Annotated in this window: 14 protein-coding genes and 2 pseudogenes; 5 read left to right on the forward strand and 11 right to left on the reverse strand. The window is 48.4% G+C overall.

Features of this window, described 5'->3' with window-relative positions; genetic code table 11:
- The first annotated feature begins 6 nt into the window (after positions 1-6).
- From QMA13_RS29370 to QMA13_RS29385, 4 genes are all read left to right on the forward strand, one after another.
- Complete coding sequence (locus tag QMA13_RS29370; protein ID WP_481858047.1) at positions 7-210, forward strand: cation transporter; 204 nt, start codon at positions 7-9, stop codon at positions 208-210.
- A gap of 75 nt (positions 211-285) precedes the next feature.
- Positions 286-2,706, forward strand: coding sequence for a heavy metal translocating P-type ATPase (locus tag QMA13_RS29375; RefSeq protein WP_282937198.1), 2,421 nt, complete (start codon positions 286-288; stop codon positions 2,704-2,706).
- Between the two features lie 102 nt (positions 2,707-2,808).
- Positions 2,809-3,423: a nitrite/sulfite reductase domain-containing protein gene (locus QMA13_RS29380; RefSeq protein ID WP_282937199.1), complete on the forward strand. Its 615-nt coding sequence runs from the start codon at positions 2,809-2,811 to the stop codon at positions 3,421-3,423.
- 97 nt (positions 3,424-3,520) lie between these two features.
- On the forward strand, positions 3,521-4,363 hold the full coding sequence (locus tag QMA13_RS29385) for a hypothetical protein (RefSeq protein WP_282937200.1): 843 nt from the start codon (positions 3,521-3,523) through the stop codon (positions 4,361-4,363).
- A 76-nt stretch (positions 4,364-4,439) separates the two neighbouring features.
- On the opposite strand, the gene QMA13_RS29390 is transcribed toward QMA13_RS29385, so the two are convergent.
- The 7 genes and pseudogenes from QMA13_RS29390 to QMA13_RS29420 form a co-directional block, all read right to left on the reverse strand.
- The gene (locus QMA13_RS29390) at positions 4,440-6,479 is read right to left on the reverse strand and encodes a pectate lyase family protein (RefSeq protein ID WP_481858048.1); all 2,040 of its coding nucleotides are present in this window, start codon (positions 6,477-6,479) and stop codon (positions 4,440-4,442) included.
- 88 nt (positions 6,480-6,567) lie between these two features.
- Positions 6,568-6,990: a GtrA family protein gene (locus QMA13_RS29395; RefSeq protein WP_282937201.1), complete on the reverse strand. Its 423-nt coding sequence runs from the start codon at positions 6,988-6,990 to the stop codon at positions 6,568-6,570.
- Positions 6,974-7,975, reverse strand: coding sequence for a glycosyltransferase family 2 protein (locus tag QMA13_RS29400; RefSeq protein WP_282937202.1), 1,002 nt, complete (start codon positions 7,973-7,975; stop codon positions 6,974-6,976). Before QMA13_RS29400 ends, QMA13_RS29395 begins: the two co-directional genes overlap by 17 nt.
- 50 nt (positions 7,976-8,025) lie before the next feature.
- On the reverse strand, positions 8,026-11,202 hold the full coding sequence (locus QMA13_RS29405) for a glycosyltransferase family 39 protein (RefSeq protein ID WP_282937203.1): 3,177 nt from the start codon (positions 11,200-11,202) through the stop codon (positions 8,026-8,028).
- Positions 11,203-11,356: 154 nt separating this feature from the next.
- Positions 11,357-12,526 (reverse strand): annotated as a pseudogene (locus tag QMA13_RS29410) (right-handed parallel beta-helix repeat-containing protein); the annotation flags it as partial.
- A gap of 93 nt (positions 12,527-12,619) precedes the next feature.
- A pseudogene (locus tag QMA13_RS29415) lies at positions 12,620-13,213 on the reverse strand (3-keto-alpha-glucoside-1,2-lyase-like domain-containing protein); the annotation flags it as partial.
- A 356-nt stretch (positions 13,214-13,569) separates the two neighbouring features.
- Positions 13,570-15,069: an oligosaccharide flippase family protein gene (locus tag QMA13_RS29420; protein ID WP_282937204.1), complete on the reverse strand. Its 1,500-nt coding sequence runs from the start codon at positions 15,067-15,069 to the stop codon at positions 13,570-13,572.
- Between the two features lie 342 nt (positions 15,070-15,411).
- On the opposite strand from QMA13_RS29420, the gene QMA13_RS29425 reads away from it, so the two are divergent.
- A complete protein-coding gene (locus QMA13_RS29425) occupies positions 15,412-16,086 on the forward strand; it encodes a hypothetical protein (RefSeq protein WP_282937205.1) in 675 nt (224 codons plus the stop codon).
- A gap of 443 nt (positions 16,087-16,529) precedes the next feature.
- Here QMA13_RS29425 and QMA13_RS29430 read toward each other — a convergent pair whose 3' ends face one another.
- The 4 genes from QMA13_RS29430 to QMA13_RS29445 form a co-directional block, all read right to left on the reverse strand.
- Positions 16,530-17,324, reverse strand: a complete 795-nt coding sequence (locus tag QMA13_RS29430; protein ID WP_282937206.1) for an alpha/beta fold hydrolase — start codon at positions 17,322-17,324, stop codon at positions 16,530-16,532.
- Between the two features lie 160 nt (positions 17,325-17,484).
- On the reverse strand, positions 17,485-18,465 hold the full coding sequence (locus QMA13_RS29435; RefSeq protein WP_282937207.1) for an S-layer homology domain-containing protein: 981 nt from the start codon (positions 18,463-18,465) through the stop codon (positions 17,485-17,487).
- Between the two features lie 264 nt (positions 18,466-18,729).
- Positions 18,730-19,611 (reverse strand): carbohydrate ABC transporter permease, encoded by an 882-nt coding sequence (locus QMA13_RS29440; protein ID WP_282937208.1) that lies wholly within the window; start codon positions 19,609-19,611, stop codon positions 18,730-18,732.
- A 12-nt stretch (positions 19,612-19,623) separates the two neighbouring features.
- A complete protein-coding gene (locus tag QMA13_RS29445; RefSeq protein ID WP_481858049.1) occupies positions 19,624-20,586 on the reverse strand; it encodes an ABC transporter permease in 963 nt (320 codons plus the stop codon).
- Positions 20,587-20,596 lie beyond the last annotated feature (10 nt).

Raw genomic sequence — 20,596 nt, forward strand, 5'->3', positions numbered from 1 at the left:
AAGATAATGATGAAACATATGACATTGAACGTAGCGGGGATGTCTTGCGGACACTGTGTCCAATCGATTGAAGGAGCATTGAAGAAACTTGGAGCACAAGGCAGTGTAGATCTGGGTGCCAAATCGGTATCAATTGAATATGATGAAACCATCCTATCCTTGGATTCCATCAAGAACGCGATTGAAGATCAAGGTTACGAGATTAAATAATACGTATTGGAGCATCACCTATTTTTTTTCACACAAATATACCCCATATAGGTATATACAAAGGAGTTGTACCCCATGCTAGAACAAGAGCAGCATCAATCCACCCTCCAAATATCGGGAATGACTTGTGCCGCCTGTGCCAACCGGATTGAAAAAGGGTTGAAGAAAATGGACGGCGTGGCTGAAGCTAATGTCAATTTTGCTCTGGAGAGAGCTTCCGTTACTTTTGATCCTAACAAAGTAAGCCTCGACAGTCTTGAACAAAAGATTCAGGCCCTTGGCTACGATACGATAAAAGAAAAAGTAGATTTCGAATTAAGCGGAATGACCTGCGCGGCATGCGCGGCGAAAATCGAAAAGGTGCTGAACAAGCTCCCAGGCGTCAGCTCAGCAACTGTTAACTTTGCTCTCGAAACCGCTCATGTAGAATATTCGGCAGCTGAAGTTACCGTTGATGATATGATCAATCGAGTTAAAAAGATCGGCTATGAAGCTCGTGTGAAGCAGGACGGTACCCCAGATATTGACCATAAGCACAAAGAAATTGCCGCCCAGAAGCGAAAGATGTGGATTTCGGCGATATTATCACTTCCATTGCTGTGGGCTATGGTCAGCCACTTCTCGTTTACTTCCTGGATCTACTTGCCTGATTTCCTCATGAACCCATGGGTTCAGCTAGTATTAGCGACTCCGGTTCAATTTATTATTGGCAGTCAGTTCTATGTCGGTGCCTTCAAAGCACTGCGCAATAAAAGCGCAAATATGGACGTTCTTGTTGCGCTGGGAACCTCGGCAGCTTACTTTTACAGTCTTTATCTCACTATCCAGTGGGCTCTTGGAACGAACGGCCATCACGCACCGGAAATGTACTACGAAACAAGCGCAATTCTGATTACACTCATTTTGCTAGGCAAGTTATTCGAGATGCTGGCTAAAGGCCGTACTTCCGAAGCTATCAAAAAGCTTATGGGCCTGCAAGCCAAAACTGCGTTAGTCATTCGGGACGGTCAGGAGCTGAGCATCGCTGTTGAGGATGTTATCGTAGGCGATGTGGTTCTCGTTAAGCCGGGGGAGAAAATACCTGTCGACGGCGAGGTACTGGACGGAATTTCCGCTGTCGATGAATCAATGCTGACCGGCGAAAGCCTTCCTGTCGAGAAAAAAGCAGGCGATGCCGTGATCGGAGCAACCGTGAATAAAAACGGGAGCCTGAAAGTAAAAGCAACCAAGGTCGGCAAAGAAACGGCGCTGGCACAAATCATAAAGGTCGTGGAGGACGCTCAAGGATCCAAAGCACCGATCCAGCGGATAGCAGACCGCATATCCGGCATTTTCGTCCCTATCGTCGTAGGCATCGCTCTAGTCGTCTTCCTGGTTTGGTACTTCGCGGTTGTACCCGGTGATTTTGCAAGTGCATTGGAAAAAGCCATTGCCGTCCTAGTTATTGCTTGCCCATGTGCTCTTGGCCTTGCTACTCCGACTTCGATTATGGCCGGCTCTGGCCGCGCCGCTGAATTCGGCATCCTCTTCAAAGGCGGAGAGCATCTGGAATCGATGCACAAAGTTCAAACCATTGTATTAGATAAAACCGGTACTGTAACTAAAGGCAAGCCAGCTTTGACCGATGTGCGCCTTCTGGATATGGATGAGCGTGAAGTGCTGCAGCTGTTAGGTTCTGCGGAGAAACCGTCAGAGCACCCGCTGGCGGAAGCCATCGTTGAAGGGATCCGTGAGAAAGGAATCGAGCTGGCCGAGCCGGAGCAGTTCGAAGCAATTCCCGGCTACGGCATCCGTGCCGTTGTAACTGGCAAAGAGGTGCTGGTCGGTACCCGTAAGCTTATGGACCGTGAAAGCATGGATTATAGCCAACTGCATGTCGAGATGGAGCAGCTTGAATCTGCAGGAAAAACCGCTATGCTGATCGCCATTAATGGGCAATTCGCTGGTTTGGTTGCCGTAGCTGACACGATCAAGGAAACATCGCGTGAAGCCATCATGCGGCTGCAGCAAATGGGCATCGAGGTCATCATGATTACCGGCGATAATGAACGGACAGCCCGCGCCATTGCCGATCAGGTCGGCATCCATCGTGTTCTGGCGGAGGTCCTGCCCGAGGGCAAAGCGGACGAAGTCAAGAAGCTGCAAGCTGAAGGCAAGAAAGTCGCCATGGTGGGCGACGGCATCAACGACGCACCCGCTCTCGCTACGGCAGATGTTGGTCTGGCTATCGGTACCGGCACAGACATTGCAATGGAAGCCGCTGACGTTACGTTAATGCGCGGTGAACTAACCAGCATACCGGATGCGATTCTTATGAGCAATAAAACAATGGCTAATATAAAGCAGAACTTGTTCTGGGCACTGGCTTACAATTCGCTCGGTATCCCCATCGCTGCCATAGGGTTGCTTGCTCCATGGGTAGCTGGCGCTGCAATGGCGCTCAGCTCCGTATCGGTTGTGCTCAATGCACTTCGCTTGCAGCGGGTTAAATTGTAAGTGAACGAAGTATTCGGATACGCAATAACCCCAACGAAGCTTTAAACAACTCTGGTACCCCAGTGGGGTACCATTCTATTGAGACTCAAAGGAGGTATTCCTATGACAACTCAAACCTTCGCCGTCACTCCCGGCTTTGAAGTAGGAGGAAGTCTTTTCAAGCCAGAACAGCTGGCCGTTCTGGGATCGATTGTCGGAAATGACGCCAAGATTGAGCTGACGACCTTCAAGCAGCTGTACCTGAAGATGGATGAAGCTCGTATTGATGAGGTACAGCAGCAGTTGAAGGAGCAGGGGCTCTTCATTTATCCTGCAGGCTTTTATACGAAAAGCCTTATCGCCTGTAATTTTTGCCGCGGAGCAGAGGAAGCGGGTTTAGATATAGCCAATGCACTGAATGAGGCTATTGCCGGCCTGCCTACTCCAAGCCCGCTCAAAATCGGTTACGCCGGGTGTGCTCTTGGCACGAGTGAACCGCTGCTGAAGGATATCGGTATCATTAAGATGAGGGATGCTTATGATATCTACGTCGGCGGTGAGCCCAAATCGACTAAAGCAACCGTTGGTGAGCTGTTCTTGTCCAATATCTCATCTGATCAGATGATTCCTGTCGTTCGTAAGCTTATAGAGTATTATCAGCAGAATGCCAAGAAAAAAGAAAAATTCTCCAAGTTCATCCAACGCATAACTATAGATACGTTGCGAACCGCAATCTAAGGAGGATTCCCTTCGTTGAGCTAAACTATATGATCGTGGACGATGAGGAAAAATAAGAAGCAAGTTTTGCTTCGCAAAATTCTCAGGAGGAACCTAAATGAAAAAAGCAGCTGCAGCCATCGTATTAACGGCGGTATTGTTAACCGCTTGCGGTAAATCAGCCCCCGCTTCCAACAGGCATGAAGGAATGAATATGAGCTCATCAGAGCAAGGCAGCCACGTTGGGCATGGAGCCGAAGCAGCCAAATCCGACGACGTGAAGGCGGCCTTCACACTTACACCAGACAAGCCGCAGCCCAAGAAAGATACTCCGATTGGAATTCAGATCACAGATAGCGGCAATAAAGCTATTGAAAACTTCGATCTGAGTCACGAGAAAAAGATGCATCTCATTGTCGTCAGCAAGGATTTGTCTTATTTCAACCACATCCATCCGGATTATAAAGGTAAAGGATCGTTTGATATTACGACACAGTTCCCGGCTGGAGGCCAATACAAGCTGTTCGCCGATTTCGTGCCGACAGGCAAGAGCTCTGCGACCAAGAGCCAGTGGATGACCGTACAAGGCGAGACTCCCAAGCCCGAAGCAATTCAACCGGATACTACGTTGACCAAGGTAATCGACGGCAAAGAAATTACACTGACCTACGATCCTCTGAAAGCCGGCAAAGAAACCACTTTGACCTTCACCATAAAAGATGCGCCATCCAAGAAGCCCATTACCAATCTGCAGCAGTACTTGGGCGCTGTCGGCCATGTCGTGATTTTAAGCGAGGATGCGGAGCAATATTTGCATGTCCATCCTATGGAAGAAAAAGCGACAGGTCCCGATGCCAAATTCATGACAACCTTTCCGAAGAGCGGTGTTTATAAGATGTGGGGACAATTCCAGCATGAGGGGAAAGTATTTACGGTTCCATTCGTCGTTAAAGTTCCTTAAGACTAGCATTTGCCAAAAAAAGAGGCCGTCCGCAACCAATTGCTGCGAACGGCCTCTTTTTTTGATGAAGTAGAGCTTAATAGCTCGTTAACTGCCAATTGGTCTTCGTCCAGGACAGCTTACCTGCTCCAGACCCGTTGGATGCAGTGAGTCTTGCTTTCAATGTAGAAGGATCATCGGTTGTATAGCTGTAAGGAAGCGAAGTAAAGCCGTTCCAGGAGAATGCTTTGACCGCTGCGGGCACGGGAGCTAAAGGACTTCCGGCGGTATCACTGCTGCCTCTGAAGGAAGAACCGTTCAAAGAATACATCGTATCCAGAACCCGGATTTTACCTGTATAGCTAGCATCGGAAGCATCTGCCTGATTATTGCGAACGGGCGAGACTACGTCGATGATTTGCGATTTCTCAAGCAGCACGGCCCCACTCTCGGTGGAGATGGCTCCATTGCTCGTCACGCCGAAATGATAGCCTTTAGAAGACAGTGCCGACTCCATGGCGGAAGTAATTTTTTGCTTTGCCGCATAGGCAGTTGCATTGTCCATAACAATATTGTACGCGTGAGCATTGCCGCCTCTCAGTCGAGGCATCCGGTCCTGAATATCCTGATAATAATTATGGTGCAGCGTGACTTGCAAATCGGCATTATCCGAAGCGAACTCCGTTGCGCCGACAAGATGCCCTTTCTTTTGGGAAGCGGCTATAGCTATAATGTCTGCCTTGCTGAGGCCAATAGAGCTGCCGCGCAGATAGGCGTACATAGGGTAAGCTGACATATTCGCTTCCAAGGCATTAATTTGCTGCGTTACCCAGCTGTTGGAGCTGCGGTCATCGCCTTTGAAGGTAGACCAGGAAATGGTAACGCCAATGCTGCCTTTTTTCACATCCACCAGACCGTCATAGGCTTTATTGAATGTGCAGTGGTCGATCCATACCTTGGAGGTCGCGCCTTCAATCGTTACATAATCCCAGTCGTTTTTATCATAGTTACCTTTGGTGGATTCATCCCACTCCCACAGCTCGTCAAATTCCAGATTGCGGATGATGATGTTGGAGCAGTATTTGATGTCAAAGGAAGCATGCTTGATTTTGGCTCCATTGGCGGAGAAGATCGTCAAGCCGTTGAAGCTGTCGATATAGATTTTGCTGACTCCTGTTGTAAGGAGAACCGGGTGAGTCAAAGGCGTATTATTGGCTACAAAAGGCATGACTTGAGCAGCGGCAGGAATTTCATTCCACCCGAGATTTAAATCATTCATGATCTCAATAACCTTGACCCCGGAGCCTTTTTTGAGGGCAGCTGCAAGATCTGTTGCATTATACACTTTTTTGTATCGGGAATCGGTTTCGGGAATGTTACCTCCCCCTGTATTGCCTGTAGAAAAGCCTGCAAGGTTATACTGGCTGTTGGCACCTGGTGTCGGTGTAGGACTTGGTGTAGGTGTCGGAGTTGCTGTCGGTGTAGGCGTTGGTGTAGAGGATGAAGAGGAACTATCAGAAACCGTCACATTATCAAATTTGGCAACCGTTTTGAAGGCTACAAGACCCACAGCCCCTTTGATCAAGCTAGTATCCGTCGCAGTCAGCTGCAGTGTGCCGTTGACGTACATTTTGATGGAGGAGCCGATCATCTCCAGCTTCACGGTGTACCAGGTTCCTGTCGCAAGGCTAAAGTTCGTTTTGCTCGCCAAAGTCGTAGTGGAACCGCTTACTTTTTTACGGATTTCCAAGGTGCCTCCACTGCTGTTGTACAAAGATGCCGCATAAAAGTTGTTGCCATCGGTATATCGGCCAGCCACATAAGTGCGGTTGGACCCGTTGAAATTATCGATCTTGACATTCGCTTCGACGCTGTAATCCGTCCATGTTGAGCTGCCTGCCGATGTCCGCCCTTCATCCGTGCTGGATTGATAATAAACATAGTTGCCGTTGTCTTGGACGACGGACCATGTCCCTGTCGTCGCCGTCCAGCCGTTTGAATTGCCGTCATCGAAATTATCGCTGAACAAGGTAGCCGCGCTGGCAGGATACATAACGAATAGTGAGAACATGAGGGATAAACAAAGGATGAGAGCTGCGTTTCTTTTGCCAAAGCGGAAGCTTTTCAATAAACTCATAACTTACCTCCCAATGAATAATATCTCCTGCCTCTTTCTTACGTTTGAAGCCAATGAAAGAACAGACCTGTTCCTTCCTTCTTCTGTCTCACCTCCTCTCAGTTACTTGGGTGAAGACCCACATCCGGCTCACGCAGAAATTAACCACCATCGTGCCAACCGTCACAGTAAGCTTGGCCCACACCGCGTCCATATGCCCGTATCGGGTAAGCAGTACCAATCCCAGGGTAGATAGTGCCAGGGTCATTCCGTTTAGTATGATGAATCGCAAAAATGTTTTGCCGCCTGTTCCGCTCCTTGCCTGCTGTCGAAAGGTCCAACGCCGATTCCAATAAAAACTGTTCAGTGTACCGGCCAAATAAGCGATACTATGGGCTGCGTAACTCGAAATTCCGCATACGGAATACAGGACCAGGAAGACGGAGAGGTCTACGGCCGTATTCACGATTCCTATCAAATTAAACTTCATCAGTTGGCCGATCATTCGGACGGACTTATCGGATAGCTTCATGATGATCCTCTTGCTCCGAGCGGGTCTTCCGTTCTTGCTCACGCTCCTCTTCGTACCCCGCCCGTTCCCAAATAATATACAGCGGTCTCCCTTTCGTTTCATCGTAAATACGCCCGATGTATTCCCCCATAATCCCAAGGATGATCAGCATAATCCCGTTAAAAAACAAATTAATCGCCACGGTCGAAGCCCAGCCGGTAATGGTTGTATCCGTGAACAGCTTTTGATAGACCACGATCAGGATATAAATAAAGCTTACAGCAGACAGAGTAAACCCCAAGTAGGCCGCAGCCTTCAGCGGCTTATAGGAAAAAGAAGCGATGGCATCAATAGCGAAACGGAGCATTTTGCGAAGCGGATATTTGGTAACCCCTGCCCAGCGTTCCTCTCTCGTATATTCCACAAAGGTCTGCTTAAAGCCGGTCCAGCTGACGAGGCCACGCACATAGCGGTTTCTTTCCGTCATAGACTTCATGACATCGCAGACCTTGCGGTCAATTAAGCGAAAATCGCCTGCATCCACCGGGATATCAACGCTTGTCATTGATTTCAGCAGCCGGTAGAACAGATGAGCGCTCCATTTCTTAAACGCGGTTTCCCCCTTGCGCTCCAGCCGTTTGCCGTACACAACGTCGTATCCCTGCTTCCACTTGCCGATCATTTCCAAAATAACCTCAGGAGGGTCTTGCAGATCTGCATCAATGACGACGATGGCCTGGCCTTGCGCATGATCCATTCCTGCTGTGATAGCAACCTGATGGCCGAAATTGCGGGCAAAATTCAAAAGACGCACATTTGCATCCTCACGGCACAACTCCCTCACAATATCGGCTGTCCGATCTTTGCTCCCGTCATTGACAAACAGCAGCTCATAGCTCTCATGAAGCGTATCCATGATCTGCTTAAGCCTTCGATACGTTTCCGCAATCACTTCCTGCTCGTTAAACATAGGAACGATAATGGAATACCGTATGTTCTCCTGCATAGAGGTCCCTCATTTCAGTTATGGAGTGTAGACAGGGATTCGGCGTGCTTCTAGAAAAACTGCCATTGCGGAAACCATTTCAGCATATGCTCGGCATACGACCGATCCACTACAAGTCCCGACAATACCGGATAAAACAACACGAAGCAAATGGCAGCCGCTGCCAAATACGTATATAGCCAGCCTATTTTTCCCTTATCGCTCTCTTTTATTTGCTTGTAATAGTACGTGATGGCCAAAATCGAGAAAGGCACCATCCCGAAATAATGATAAATAAACGTCATACGCGGTACGAACATCCAAGGGATGTATTGCGAGAAAAAGGCTATGACGATAAAAATAACCGTCGCATTCCTGGTCTTTACCATGTTGAAAAGAAACATCAGGATGGCCAAAAATCCCACCCACCAAACCAAAGGATTGCCAATAGCGACAATGCTCGATATTTGCCCTGCCGGCAGCTCCGAAGCCCCGTAATACCATACCGGCCTGCTCATAACCGGCCACTGCCACCAAGAGGAGCTGAACGGATGCGTCCCTTTAAGTTGACTGTGGTATTCGAACATTTGCTTCTGATACGACCATACTTCAGCCAAGCCATGACCCGGACCGGGTACTAGCATGAACGGGATATAGGACATTATGTAGATGCCAGCAGGGATTACAATATAGAACACGACGCACACGATCAAAGTAATCAGAGTCCGCCTCTTAAATACATTTCGAATATGCAGCCACTGGTCCCGCTCCCTCTCGTTCGAATGAAGTCCGCCTGCCAAGCCTTTTCCTGCTATCGCATACTCGCGATAATGCCAGAACAGCCATAGGAAAAAGATGAGCGCCAGCCCGCTTCCCGCGTAAAGAACAATCCACTTGGAGGCGTCGCCAATGCCGAAGAACAAACCGCAAAGGGCAAGCAATACCAGGGACTTTCTCCAGTCCTCCGAGAACATTCTCGTGGAAACGTAGCGATACATGAAATAAAACATCAGCAAGATAAAAAAGACTCCATATACATCAATAGTAGCAATTCGCGTTTGTACAAAATGGAGCCCGTCCACCGTCAGCAAAAAGCCGGATACAAAAGCATACTCGCTCCTGCCGAACATTCGCTTACCAAGCAGGTACATAAGCGGAATCATCGCTATGCCGAACAACATACCTACGATACGCCAGCCAAACGGATTCATTCCGAAGATCATGATCCCGATAGAAATGAACAATTTGCCGAGCGGCGGGTGAGTCCATTCATACGGCTCCAAGTGATGCAAATGCTCGTAAGCGGTGCGAGCGTGATAAATTTCATCAAAGTAGGTTCCATTCATGAATGTGGACCGGTAAGCAGCTTGTGCTGGCTCATCCACTAACAGGCCAACCGTATTCGCCTTGGACGGGTCCATATTCTCCCCCTTAATGGAGAGGATGGGAGTCGGTGTCTCACTGCCTGATATGTAAACGGCAAGCTCGTTAAGCGTAAAGGACGGGCGCTCAACGGTGAGCTTGATATAACGTCCCGTTTGATCGATGGGAACAACCTGCCACATAAATACTTTGACAATATCGTTAGATACCTGGACAGGACTGGACCATGCTTGGCCGTCTTCACTGATCTCATAGGTAAAGCTTCCGTCCCCGACTCCCGAGAAGCTGTTGATCCGGTCTATCGGCATGCTCTCTCCCAAATCGAGGACCACCTGCTCTCCCGCTTTGGAAGCCAGCCACCCTGTCTCCGGCGCTTTCAATGAACCGAGATGGTATAGTGCCAATACCGAATAAATCAGCATGAGACCACCCAGCAGCAGAGTATCCTTTCTCTTCCAGTTCAACGGTCTATGCTCCGGCAGCTGCCATCGAGCCTTGCCTCGGGCCTCTGCTTCCGACGCCGCGCTGATCTGGGCTCTTGCTTCGCTGCAGCTTCTGCGTGCCTCATCTTCCTCTTGGCCCAAAGCCATTCCGCCTTGACGCTTCACGATCGCTTGCCATCCCCATCTGCACAGATACAGGACCAATCCGACATTCGCCAGCGAGGTCACAGTTAAAACAACATCGTCCGCCGGGATATGGTACGACTGATGAAGGCTGTTGAGCAGCACCTGATCCACATTGATGAAATGGGTCAAGCTCAAACCAACGAAGCCGTAGAGCAGCCGTTTGTCACGAAGTTGAACGAAGCCTATGAGCAACAGCAGCAATGCATAAAACAAGTACCTTTCATGCATTTTGGTCAGAACGACGAACGCCCCTGTCATGAGAATACCGGCTATAACGGCAAAATGCGTTTCGTCCTTGCTGCTCTTGAGATATAAGTATGCAGCATACAGAAGTACGCAAGCCATCAGCACAATACTCCATGTCTGATAGGTAAGGAACATCGCTTGATCCGTCATCGGAGCAAAGTTGCCCCCGAACAAGGTCATCAAATTATAAGCATTTAAGCTTGCATAGGGGTATGACGCAAGGGTGCCAAAGTATAGACTAAAAATCCACAGCGGTCCCTTCAAAACGAGAAACGGCGCTGCCAGCAAGCTGAATACGGCCAAGCCGCTCATAAAACTGTTAAGAAGAGCTTTCCAGCTGCCGCGGCGAATGAACACTAGCAGTAATAGCGGAGCAAACAACAGTGCTTGCGGCTTAATTAGTAAAGCAACAGCATAGAAGACAGATGCCTGGCGCAGCCTGTTCCTGCTAATCGCCTCCATGAACATCAGCATCCACAGCATAAATACCGAATCGACCTGTCCCCAGCCTGCCGAGTTGACAATAATGGCTGGGTTCAGTAAATACAGCACGGAGGCTCCGAGAGCGATCATACTGCCGGCATAGCGGGCTCCCCATCGAACAATCAGATAGGACGTCAACAGATCTGCCGCTATAGCAGGACTTTTCAACAGCAGTAGAGCCCATGGCGAGTCCCAGGATAAATGCAGCATGCTGCGAAGGAAGCCGATTGCATATAAGACATAGATGTATCCCGGCGGGTAGTCGACGAACATGTCCCCCGTATAAAACCGCATGGGTCCTGCGGCTGCGGCATGATCCGCCCAAGCCTTGAATGTGTTCACATCGACATCATACCCATACACGCTAAAAGCTGTAACGATGCGAATAACCAAGCCTATTCCAAGAACCGCCGTGAGAATGCGACCTGAAAGAGCCGATTCCAAATGCATCGCTCTCCCTCGCATCCCATAACGGTAAACCAAGCCAAACAGCAGCATGAAGAGCATGCAGTAGATCCATGTAGAATTGATTGCCGTCGCCCCCCATTTATCGAGTGTATTCCCTGATTGCCGCTTATTCGTTGCAAAAGGAGACGTTCGGACGAGGCTGCAACCGCATCCGAACGCTTTGATACTTCTTATTTACCCAGCCTGTAAGACATTAATTCCGGCCGATATCTGTGCCGCTAGGTGTTCCGGCTCCCTTCATATCGCTGCCGGAAACAAGCTTCAAGAAATTGCCTAGGTTCGGCGAGCCGTCTGCGTTGCGGGTTAATGTCGGCGTCAAGCTGACAAAATCGTCATCGGCTGCTATCAAGCCTTTGGCATTGGTGCTTTTGTTATTTTTCCACCATACGTTGGAGCTGCTTACATCCGTACCGCTCGTTTTGTCGCTGGAGGAGCCTTTATAGGATAAGTTGTTCGTAAACTGATGCGTACCGGAATCAAACGCAAAATTGCTTTGACCATTGCTGTAGGACGTATTGTTCTTCATCGTAATCGAGCCGGGATTGCTATTGTACGTGAAGCCATGCTTTTTATTCAAATAAGCAACCGAGTTGATGACGATGTGATTCACGGCGATTTTTTCCCCGCCCAATTTAAAGCCGTTTCCATCACTGTTGCTTGTGCTGCTTCCGCTCGAAGTTTGCCCGTTATGATGCGCCACACTGTTCTTGATGGTTACAGGACTGATGGCGCCAGTGTCCGATTTGGTGTACAGGTCCCAGCCGTCATCCGTATTGTACGCCGAGATACAACCATCGAATACATTGCCCGGCCCAACCGTCAGCTTCGCTGCAAATCCATCGGCATCCTCCCCGTTATCGTGGTCAAAATTGTCGTGGGAATACGTGTTAATGATCTCGTTGTAAGCAGGCCATTCACTGTTGGAAGCCGAAGACGAGTATCTGCCGAGCTGCAGTCCGGTATCTCTGTTATGGTGGATGTCGAGGTTTTCGATTCGATTATAGTTGCCAGCAACATAGACACCGTTGTCTGCCGAGCCTTTAATCTCCAGTCCTTTGACATACCAGTAGCTGCCGTTGATTTGCAATCCTCTCGCGTTCTGGGAAACATCCGAAGCATTGTACGGTTGTGAGGAGAAATCAAGCACAGGCACTTCGGAGCCGTAAGCGAAAATTTGTTTCTTGGCGCTGGATGTACCGCTGTTATTGCGATCAATCGTAATTTGCGTAGAGTAAGCGTAAGTGCCCCCTCGCATATAAATCGTACCGCCCGGAGCTATGCGCGTAAGAGCGGAAGTCAATGTAGTCGGGCTGCCGATGGCACCCGAGCTGCTGTCTGTTCCGTTCGGAGCCACATAAAGCGTGCTTGATGTAGGTGGCGTCGGTGTTGGCGTTGGTGTTGCCGTCGATGTCGGCGTTGGCGTTGGTGTCGCTGTCGCGCTGTCCGTAACGGAAACGTTATCAAATTTGGCGACCGTTTTATAAGCAACGAGCCCTATCCCGCCTGAAGTTAAACTGGAATCGGTAGCAGTAAGCTGCAAAGTACCGTTAATATACATTTTAATAGAAGTTCCAATGATTTCAAGTTTTACCGTATACCATGTACCTGCCGCCAGTCCGAAATTCGTTTTTGTAGCCAGAGTTGTGGTAGAGCCGCTTACTTTTTTACGGATTTCAAGTGTTCCTCCGCTGCTGTTATACAAGGATGCCGCATAAAAATTGTTGCCATCCTTATACCGGCCTGCAACATAAGTCCGATTGGAGCCGTTCCAGTTGTCTACTTTCACGTCGGTACTCACGCTGTAATCTGTCCAGGATTGACTGCCTGTCGAGGCGCGTCCCTCATCTGTACTGGATTGGTAATACACATAGGATCCTCCGTCCTTCACCACGGACCAGGTTCCATTCTGCGTCGTCCAGCCGTCGGCATTCCCGTCCTCAAAATTATCGCTGAACAAAGCTGCAGCCGAGGCCGTACTGAACATCATCATAGCAACGAGTAAAGATAAGCTCAGCAGTAAGGCGCCATATTTACTTTTCATGATTCTCATTCTTAACCATTCCTCCTTTGGGTATGAATTGCTGCTGGCGAGCAGGATGAATACCTATTCTCGCTATCACCTCCCGTTATCGGATTTCAAGATGGAATCATGCTGTAAGGTATCACCTGCTATTCCAACTACTTCCTTTAACGTATCGCTGCCGGAGCATTACATCAATAAACATGATTTAACTATTTAGCGAAAAATTATAATCCATATAGGTCTTGCAATAATCATGAGCTTAGAAGATTTTCCCAAAACAAAAAGACAACGCCCGATTATCGGAACGTTGTCTTTTTGTTTTTACGACTTGGCACTCCTTGACTTGATTGAAGCTTTTTCGTTTATCCGCTTCATAATTGGGGCTATCTATGCTCATCCTGAGCAGCAGAGGCCAATCGTGCCGATGGCAGTTTGCGAAGTGACAACCAGCCGTTTTCTATCATATAAGTCAGGAGGAGCAGAACAACCACTCCAGCAATAATAAACCAAGTATACAAAGGGCCTGTAAACCGTCCGATTTCCATCAAAGCCCCCATCGCCAGCGTTGGTATCAACGGCTCTCCATAAGCTTTCCACCAGTGCAGCCGGAATCCTTCAAGAAAGAAGAACCAGATCATAGAAATCGCTGATACGGCCCAACCCCCTGTATAGATCCATACGGCCAGCACCGGGTTACCGGCAGCTACAAATGGAACGATGGCAATGACGAAAATTCCAGCCACAATCATGACCCAGAAGTTAGCCCGTGTTTTTCCCATACCCGCCAAAATATTGCCACCCAAGCGGCCGACGGACGAAAAGAAAACGCCCAGCGCAAGCAGTCGGATATACATGCCCGAATCCCCGGTCGTATAGCTTGACCCGAACAAGAAGCCGTTGATTTGATCGGGATATAAACAAATAGCCAAGGTGAGCGGATATAAAATGATGTTATTGTAGCGTACACATAATGTGCCTCTGCGTCTGCTTTCCGCCAAGTCCCGGGAGCTCTCCGCTACAAAAGGAAATGTCACGATCATGAACGCCCATGTAACAATCCCGATAAATCCCGTTATGCGAAATGCATTTGCCAAATGCCCTACCGCTATAACGGAGCTTGCCCCGACGACCATGACGAGAAAAGGCTGCTGAAACGCTTTGGCGATGTTGCCTGCCCATAATGGAACACCGTATTTCAACATTTCCTGCATTTGTGGTAAAGAAAGGGCACCCAGCCATTTGGGCTTATGCACCTTTTCCGCTTTCCAGCAAATACAAAGAGCCGTCAGCACAGAGCCGACGCCCATCCAGAAAGCTACTCCCCATAGCAGATTATGGCCTATCGGCAGCAAAACACCAAGCACCATACCCAAAGTGGAGAAAATGGTCGTAATGACCATAAAGAAAGCCTGTGTACCAAAGTCACGATTTCCGGAAAATGATGATACCCCGACGTTGACGATCGAATTGAATACCAGCATCAGCGAGCTTATAATCAACGCTCCCTTAAGAGAAGGCAGCTGGTAGGTATGCGCAAGTAGCGGCGATAAGGCGCATAGAATAATACTGATGATGATACCGAAAAATACACTTCCAACCATCGCCAACCGAAACTTGTTTTGCACCGCTCCCTGCCTGTCGGTAGAAAAGCCGTACACCAAGGCTGCGTTAAAGCCTACATTGAGAAATAAAGTAACCATCCCGAATATTTGCAGGAGCAAATTGATTTCACCGAATTGACTGGGGTCGTTCAATACGCGCGCCAAAACAATGCTTCCCACGGTCTGCAACAGCTGGTTAATAAACAGGCCAAGTACGATAATCGATACGTTTCGAAGTAAAAACCGCTGATTCGAATTAAAAGTAAGGCTGAGCTTACGCATTACAAGCACCTTCTTATGTTCTGGTTGTAGGGTCATGCTTGGTTCCACTAACAAGATCCTGCATACGTGCCATGTTGAAAACTGATTATTAGCCTCGTTATGGCAATAACTGCAAGTGTATTAGCGTTAATGCATTAATACCTGAGGCATTTTTATCCGTCACTGCTTTATCGGACAACAGCACTCTTTAGTTGATTATAATAATAAAACCGAATATGGCAAGAAAAAAATATAGAAAGGCGCTGCAAGAAACTTTTTTCTTAAAAAATCGAATCAATTGCGACATGGACTCCACTTGCTGCGTCTTAATCTACACATAGCTCATTGAAGGGAGAACTTATCATGAATATGATTTCAAAAATAATGCTTTGTGTAGTTTTAGTGTCAACTGCTGCAAGTTCTGTTTATGCCGAATCGAAAATGCGCTTGTTTATTAATGATGTACCATTTTTCTCCAGTTATCTAGGGTTAAAGGTAGAAGACGGCACGGTGCTCGCCCCTATCGACCTTATAGCAAAAGAGTTCAAAGGATCGGCGACCTATGACTCCGAAACGAATGAAGTTCGGGTAACACTACCAGACTCGGCGAGTCTTACTACCCAGCTTAATCGTCTGCAGGATGGACTTCGTGCCACTACACCCAGAGAGGCGCTGGACACTTGGATCAAAGGCATTCAAACAAGAAATGGCGCTCTTCAGTACGCCGTGTTCTCTCCAGATTTAAAGGAGCACACGAAGAGCGAGTTCGAGTCGTATTTTTGGACGACCGGAGGCTCCAGCCCTCATATGGGCGCCATTGAGAATTTAGAGTCGTTGGAGTTGGACGAGGATACTGTTCAATTCACGTTTGACTATCGGCTCGTGGCGGTAGAGTACGATGAGCAGGGCTCGGCTGTCGTGACGGTCCAGCAGCTTTCCACGGACCGTGGGAAGGGATGGTTCATCACCCGAATCGGCATGAAGGACCCCGGCGATACGGGGCTCACTATCGGGGTGGAGCCGCTGGAACAGCCGTAATGATATCGTTACGGCGCAGATTGTCGAGAAACCCATGAAGCTTTAGATGTGTACATGGTGCTCCGGTGGGGTACCCCACCTCACGTCATCCGTCATCTTCTTAATAAATGGGTTTATCGACAGACTCACGGCAAGTTGACTTCTAAAGCCTAGCGTGATCTGATGGCGTCAGGTGCTAGCGTTGCGCCCAGGAACCCCTGCTTTTTTGCACACTGCTCCTGGGCTCAGCCTGCGGTAGGCGAGTTTCACCTACTTTTACGCGGTTCTTCAGCGTTAAGCGGCTGCACTCCCCTCTATCCTTGCTCTCGCAAAATTTAACGCTGAGATGTCCAGCGCTTCCAACTCCTCTATCTGCCTGCTCGTCTACTGACGAGCAAAGCAGACAAAAAAAACGGTCACTGGACTCGCGTTTAACGCGAAGTCCAGTGACCGTCTCTCTAGTCTTACTGCGCCTCAGCCACAAAGCTGGCGATAGCATCGGCCAGCTTCTGCGGCGCCTCCACCATACTCATATGACCGGCGTCCTCGATCAGACACTGCGTGAATCGCTCACCAGTCACGGTGAACGTACGCTCCACCGGAATAATCTGATCATGCTTGCCTGCGACGAGCAGCACCGGGACCCGGGCAGTCTCCAGCACCTTATTACGGTCCGGCCGCAGCCTCATGCCCTCAAGGGTGCTTATTGCCCCTTCTGGGCTTGTCCCGTTCCCAATGCGGATCGCTTCCTGAACCGCTTCAGGCATCGATTGCAGATGCGCGGGCGCAAACAGCTTCGGAATCAAGCCGTCAATGAATACTGGCAGCCCTTTGTCCCTGATCGTCCCTTGGCCCTTCAAACGTCCCTGCTTCCCTTCCTCGCTGTCCGGAAATGCGGTTGAATGGATCAAGCCGAAGCCGGCCAGCAGCTCCTGGTAATGCTCAGCAAAGGCCAATGTAGAGTATCCTCCGTAAGAATGTCCAAGGACGATTGTTTTACCCAAGTCAAGCTTTTGAATCAACTGAGCGATATCATCCGCGATAGTCTCCATTGAGTAGATTCCCTCAGGAGCACCGGAATCTCCGTGACCGCGCTGATCAGGCACAATAAATCTGCTGTTGTCAGGCAGCAGAGGAAGCAGCTTGTCCCAGTAGGACGAGCTTCCGCAGAAGCCATGCAGCAGTATAACCGTCTGACCGTGTCCCTTCTCCTGATAAGCCATTCGAAATCCATCCAGCTCGACATATTGTTTGTTCATTCAAAGCAGCTCCTCTCGTTCACCGCATAGTGTGTCTAACCTCTATAGGGTTATTTTACCACACCTTAGCATATCCCAAACAAAACACCCTATGCCCGCATCAGCATTCGTGGGCGCAAAGCCTACTTGCCAATACAGAACATAGGGTGATAATCAGAAATTACTGAACTTGAACAGCCGCAGCTTCCGGCGTCACAGTCTCTGAGGAGGCAGTGGTTCCGTCAGAGCCTGGAATGGATGCTCCTACAAGCTCCGCAACCGCTTTGTATTTGGAAGCGACGTAAGTCTCTACCTTCACATTCGTAATAACCTGCGGATACATCATATCTGGTTTCGGATTCACAACTTCATATTGAATCACCGCAGTATCATCCGTCTCAAAACGAATTCCGGTTATTCGCAATCCATACCCTGGATTCGGCATTTCACGAGACAGGATCACCTTGTTCACATCGTCACTCACTTTCTCGACATTGACTGTTATATCAGCTTGCTGAGGAGGGTTAGGTTTTGCTGTGTGAGCCTCCACCAGCTTGATGCCGTTGTACAGCCAAGTTGCAGCTTCTCCACGGGTCATTTCCTGCTTCGGATATGCCTTGCGATCCTCGCCAAGCTTGGCGATTTTAAGCAGATAAATCCGCTGCATGTCCACCCTGTACTCAAGAGCAACCTGATCCTCATCCGCAAGGATAACCGCCATTTTAATCATCGGGAGCTGAGCTTTCTTATCCATCGCATCATTCAGCAGATTCGCATACTTTTCCCTTGTAATAGGACCATTAGGATCTACATCTTGCGGAATATCCAACCCGTTCACCTTGGCAATAACAAAAGCCTCTGCATACCAAGCATCATTCGGGATTTTCGTGAAATAGTCAGAGGCTTCCGGCTTCTTAACGAATTTGATCGTATCGAGGTTCAACTTCAGACCTTTGACCAGCATACTAACGGTTTGAGCGTAGCTAATTTGTCCGCGCGGAACAAAATGCTGATTGTCCACACCGCTTACAATCCCTCTATCCTTAAGTGCCGTAATCGGCTCTTGTTCCGTCGAATCAAGGTCGGTAAAGGCATACACAGATCCGGCAGATACGCTGCACAGCAATGCAACCGCAGAAACGAGAGTAACAAACTTTTTCATTATGAAATCCACCTTTCCTTCAATAAGCTTATGGGGTCATACCTATTATTTCCTACTTCACACTACTTCTACATCAACTCCGGAGTTACCCTTCAGACGAAGGGTACTGGTAAAAGGTTGCTCATAACCCTTAAAAACGAAAAAAAAGACCGTATCGCCCATCTCGGAATAATTCCGATACAGACTATCGATCTTTTAATTCAGACATGATTGTGCGGTTAAACAGGCCGCGACTAGCGTTAAGCCAGCCAGCAGACTTTGGCGTTAACCCTTCAAAGCACCCACCATGACGCCTTTGACAAAGTATTTTTGCACGAATGGATAAACGCACAAGATCGGCACCGTGGCTACCATGATGGTCGCATACTTGATTGTCTCCCCAATTTGGAACCTATCGGCTGCTGCAGCTCCAGATGCCATGCTGTCCGTCGAGTTGGCAAGCAATATTTCCCGGAGAATAAGTTGCAGCGGATACAGCTCACGATCCTTCAAAAATAACGATGCCCAGAACCAGCCGTTCCATTTTTCTACCGCATAATACAGAATCATAACGGCAATGACCGGCATGGAGAGCGGGATAATAATTTTGAACAGGATGGTAAAGTGATTGGCTCCATCGATCTTGGCGGACTCCTCCAGACTATCCGGAACAGACATGAAGGCCGTACGCATAATGATCAGATTGAAGGTGTTAACCGCAAATGGAATGATTGTCGCCCATAAGGAATTCATCAGACCAACATTTTTGACGACCAGATACAATGGGATCATACCGCCGTTAAAAAACATCGTGAGTACGATGACGAAGATGAATACTTTATTCCACATTACATTTTTACGTGAGAGTACATAGGCACCGAGGGATGTAACCAATAAATTGATGATGACCCCTACCACAACGATAAACAATGTATTGCCGTACCCTTTCAAAATATCCGGATTCTCGAACACGCTTTTATATGCTTCCACGCTGAAGCCTAGAGGTTTCCACAGAATGCCTCGGTGAGCAATGATCTGGTTAGCGTCACTCAAGGACGAAAACGCCACATGCAGCAGAGGATACAGCGCGATGATAACTAGCAGCAGCAGTATAATGTGGATGCACCAATCAAAGATACGTTCCGATATGTCGTTATCTCGTTTCATTGCGGTTCCTCCTTACCATAAGCTGTTTTCATTGACCTTGCGGCTGATCCAGTTCGCTGAGATCAATAGAATCAAATTAAAGACGGAATTGAACAATCCGACCGCTGCGCTGTAGCTCCAGCCGAATTCGAGCAAGCCTTTCCGGTATACGAACGTATTGATAACATCCGCCGTATCGTAAGTAACTGGGTTGTACAGCAAAATAATTTTCTCGAACCCGACGTTCAACAAATTCCCCATACGAAGAATGAACAAGATCGTAATGGTTGGCATAATGCCTGGTAGCGTAATATGCAAGATCTGCTTCCAGCGCCCTGCTCCGTCCATCCGTGCAGCCTCATACTGCTCCTGATCGATACTCATTAATGCGGCAATATAAATGATCGACTCCCAGCCGATTTTTTGCCAAATTTCCGACACGATGTAGATGCCCCGGAACATCTCCGGTTTCTGCAGCATCGCCTGACCGTCTCCGCCGAATAACGCAAACATCGAATTGATGATGCCCCCGCTGTTCGTGAAATCCTTGATCATTCCGCAGATGACAATCATCGAAATGAAGTATGGCATGTACGTAATGGATTGAACGACCCGTTTGAATGCTGCATTACGGACTTCATTGATTAGAATAGCTAAAATGATAGGAGCCGGAAACTCAAAGCATAAGGAATATAAGCTGATAACAAGAGTATTTTTCAGGATACGCCAAAAATAATAGCTGCTGAAAAAATCTTTGAAATTGTCCAGGCCGACCCATGGGCTGCCCGTAATGCCTTTCATTGGGGTATAGTCTTTAAAGGCAATGATGGCCCCGTACATCGGCGTATAATGAAAAATAACGTAGTAAACGATAACGGGCACCATCATTAAATATAAATATTTATTAAGTAAAAAATCTCTGACAACCCGGGAAGAAAAGCTCGGGCGGCGCGCAGCAGCAGGTTCAGTCGTTTGTACAGCCATCGTCTTGGCCATAGCAATCCCC

The sequence above is a fragment of the Paenibacillus sp. RC67 genome, from assembly GCF_030020805.1.
Classification (GTDB): domain Bacteria; phylum Bacillota; class Bacilli; order Paenibacillales; family NBRC-103111; genus Paenibacillus_S.

Bases quoted from the DNA above. Each gene is read 5' to 3' on its own strand.
- QMA13_RS29370 (WP_481858047.1), top strand. From the start codon at position 7: ATGATGAAACATATGACATTGAACGTAGCGGGGATGTCTTGCGGACAC.
- QMA13_RS29375 (WP_282937198.1), top strand. From the start codon at position 286: ATGCTAGAACAAGAGCAGCATCAATCCACCCTCCAAATATCGGGAATG.
- QMA13_RS29380 (WP_282937199.1), top strand. From the start codon at position 2,809: ATGACAACTCAAACCTTCGCCGTCACTCCCGGCTTTGAAGTAGGAGGA.
- QMA13_RS29385 (WP_282937200.1), top strand. From the start codon at position 3,521: ATGAAAAAAGCAGCTGCAGCCATCGTATTAACGGCGGTATTGTTAACC.
- QMA13_RS29390 (WP_481858048.1), bottom strand. From the start codon at position 6,479: ATGAGTTTATTGAAAAGCTTCCGCTTTGGCAAAAGAAACGCAGCTCTC.
- QMA13_RS29395 (WP_282937201.1), bottom strand. From the start codon at position 6,990: ATGAAGCTATCCGATAAGTCCGTCCGAATGATCGGCCAACTGATGAAG.
- QMA13_RS29400 (WP_282937202.1), bottom strand. From the start codon at position 7,975: ATGCAGGAGAACATACGGTATTCCATTATCGTTCCTATGTTTAACGAG.
- QMA13_RS29405 (WP_282937203.1), bottom strand. From the start codon at position 11,202: ATGCTCTTCATGCTGCTGTTTGGCTTGGTTTACCGTTATGGGATGCGA.
- QMA13_RS29420 (WP_282937204.1), bottom strand. From the start codon at position 15,069: ATGCGTAAGCTCAGCCTTACTTTTAATTCGAATCAGCGGTTTTTACTT.
- QMA13_RS29425 (WP_282937205.1), top strand. From the start codon at position 15,412: ATGAATATGATTTCAAAAATAATGCTTTGTGTAGTTTTAGTGTCAACT.
- QMA13_RS29430 (WP_282937206.1), bottom strand. From the start codon at position 17,324: ATGAACAAACAATATGTCGAGCTGGATGGATTTCGAATGGCTTATCAG.
- QMA13_RS29435 (WP_282937207.1), bottom strand. From the start codon at position 18,465: ATGAAAAAGTTTGTTACTCTCGTTTCTGCGGTTGCATTGCTGTGCAGC.
- QMA13_RS29440 (WP_282937208.1), bottom strand. From the start codon at position 19,611: ATGAAACGAGATAACGACATATCGGAACGTATCTTTGATTGGTGCATC.
- QMA13_RS29445 (WP_481858049.1), bottom strand. From the start codon at position 20,586: ATGGCCAAGACGATGGCTGTACAAACGACTGAACCTGCTGCTGCGCGC.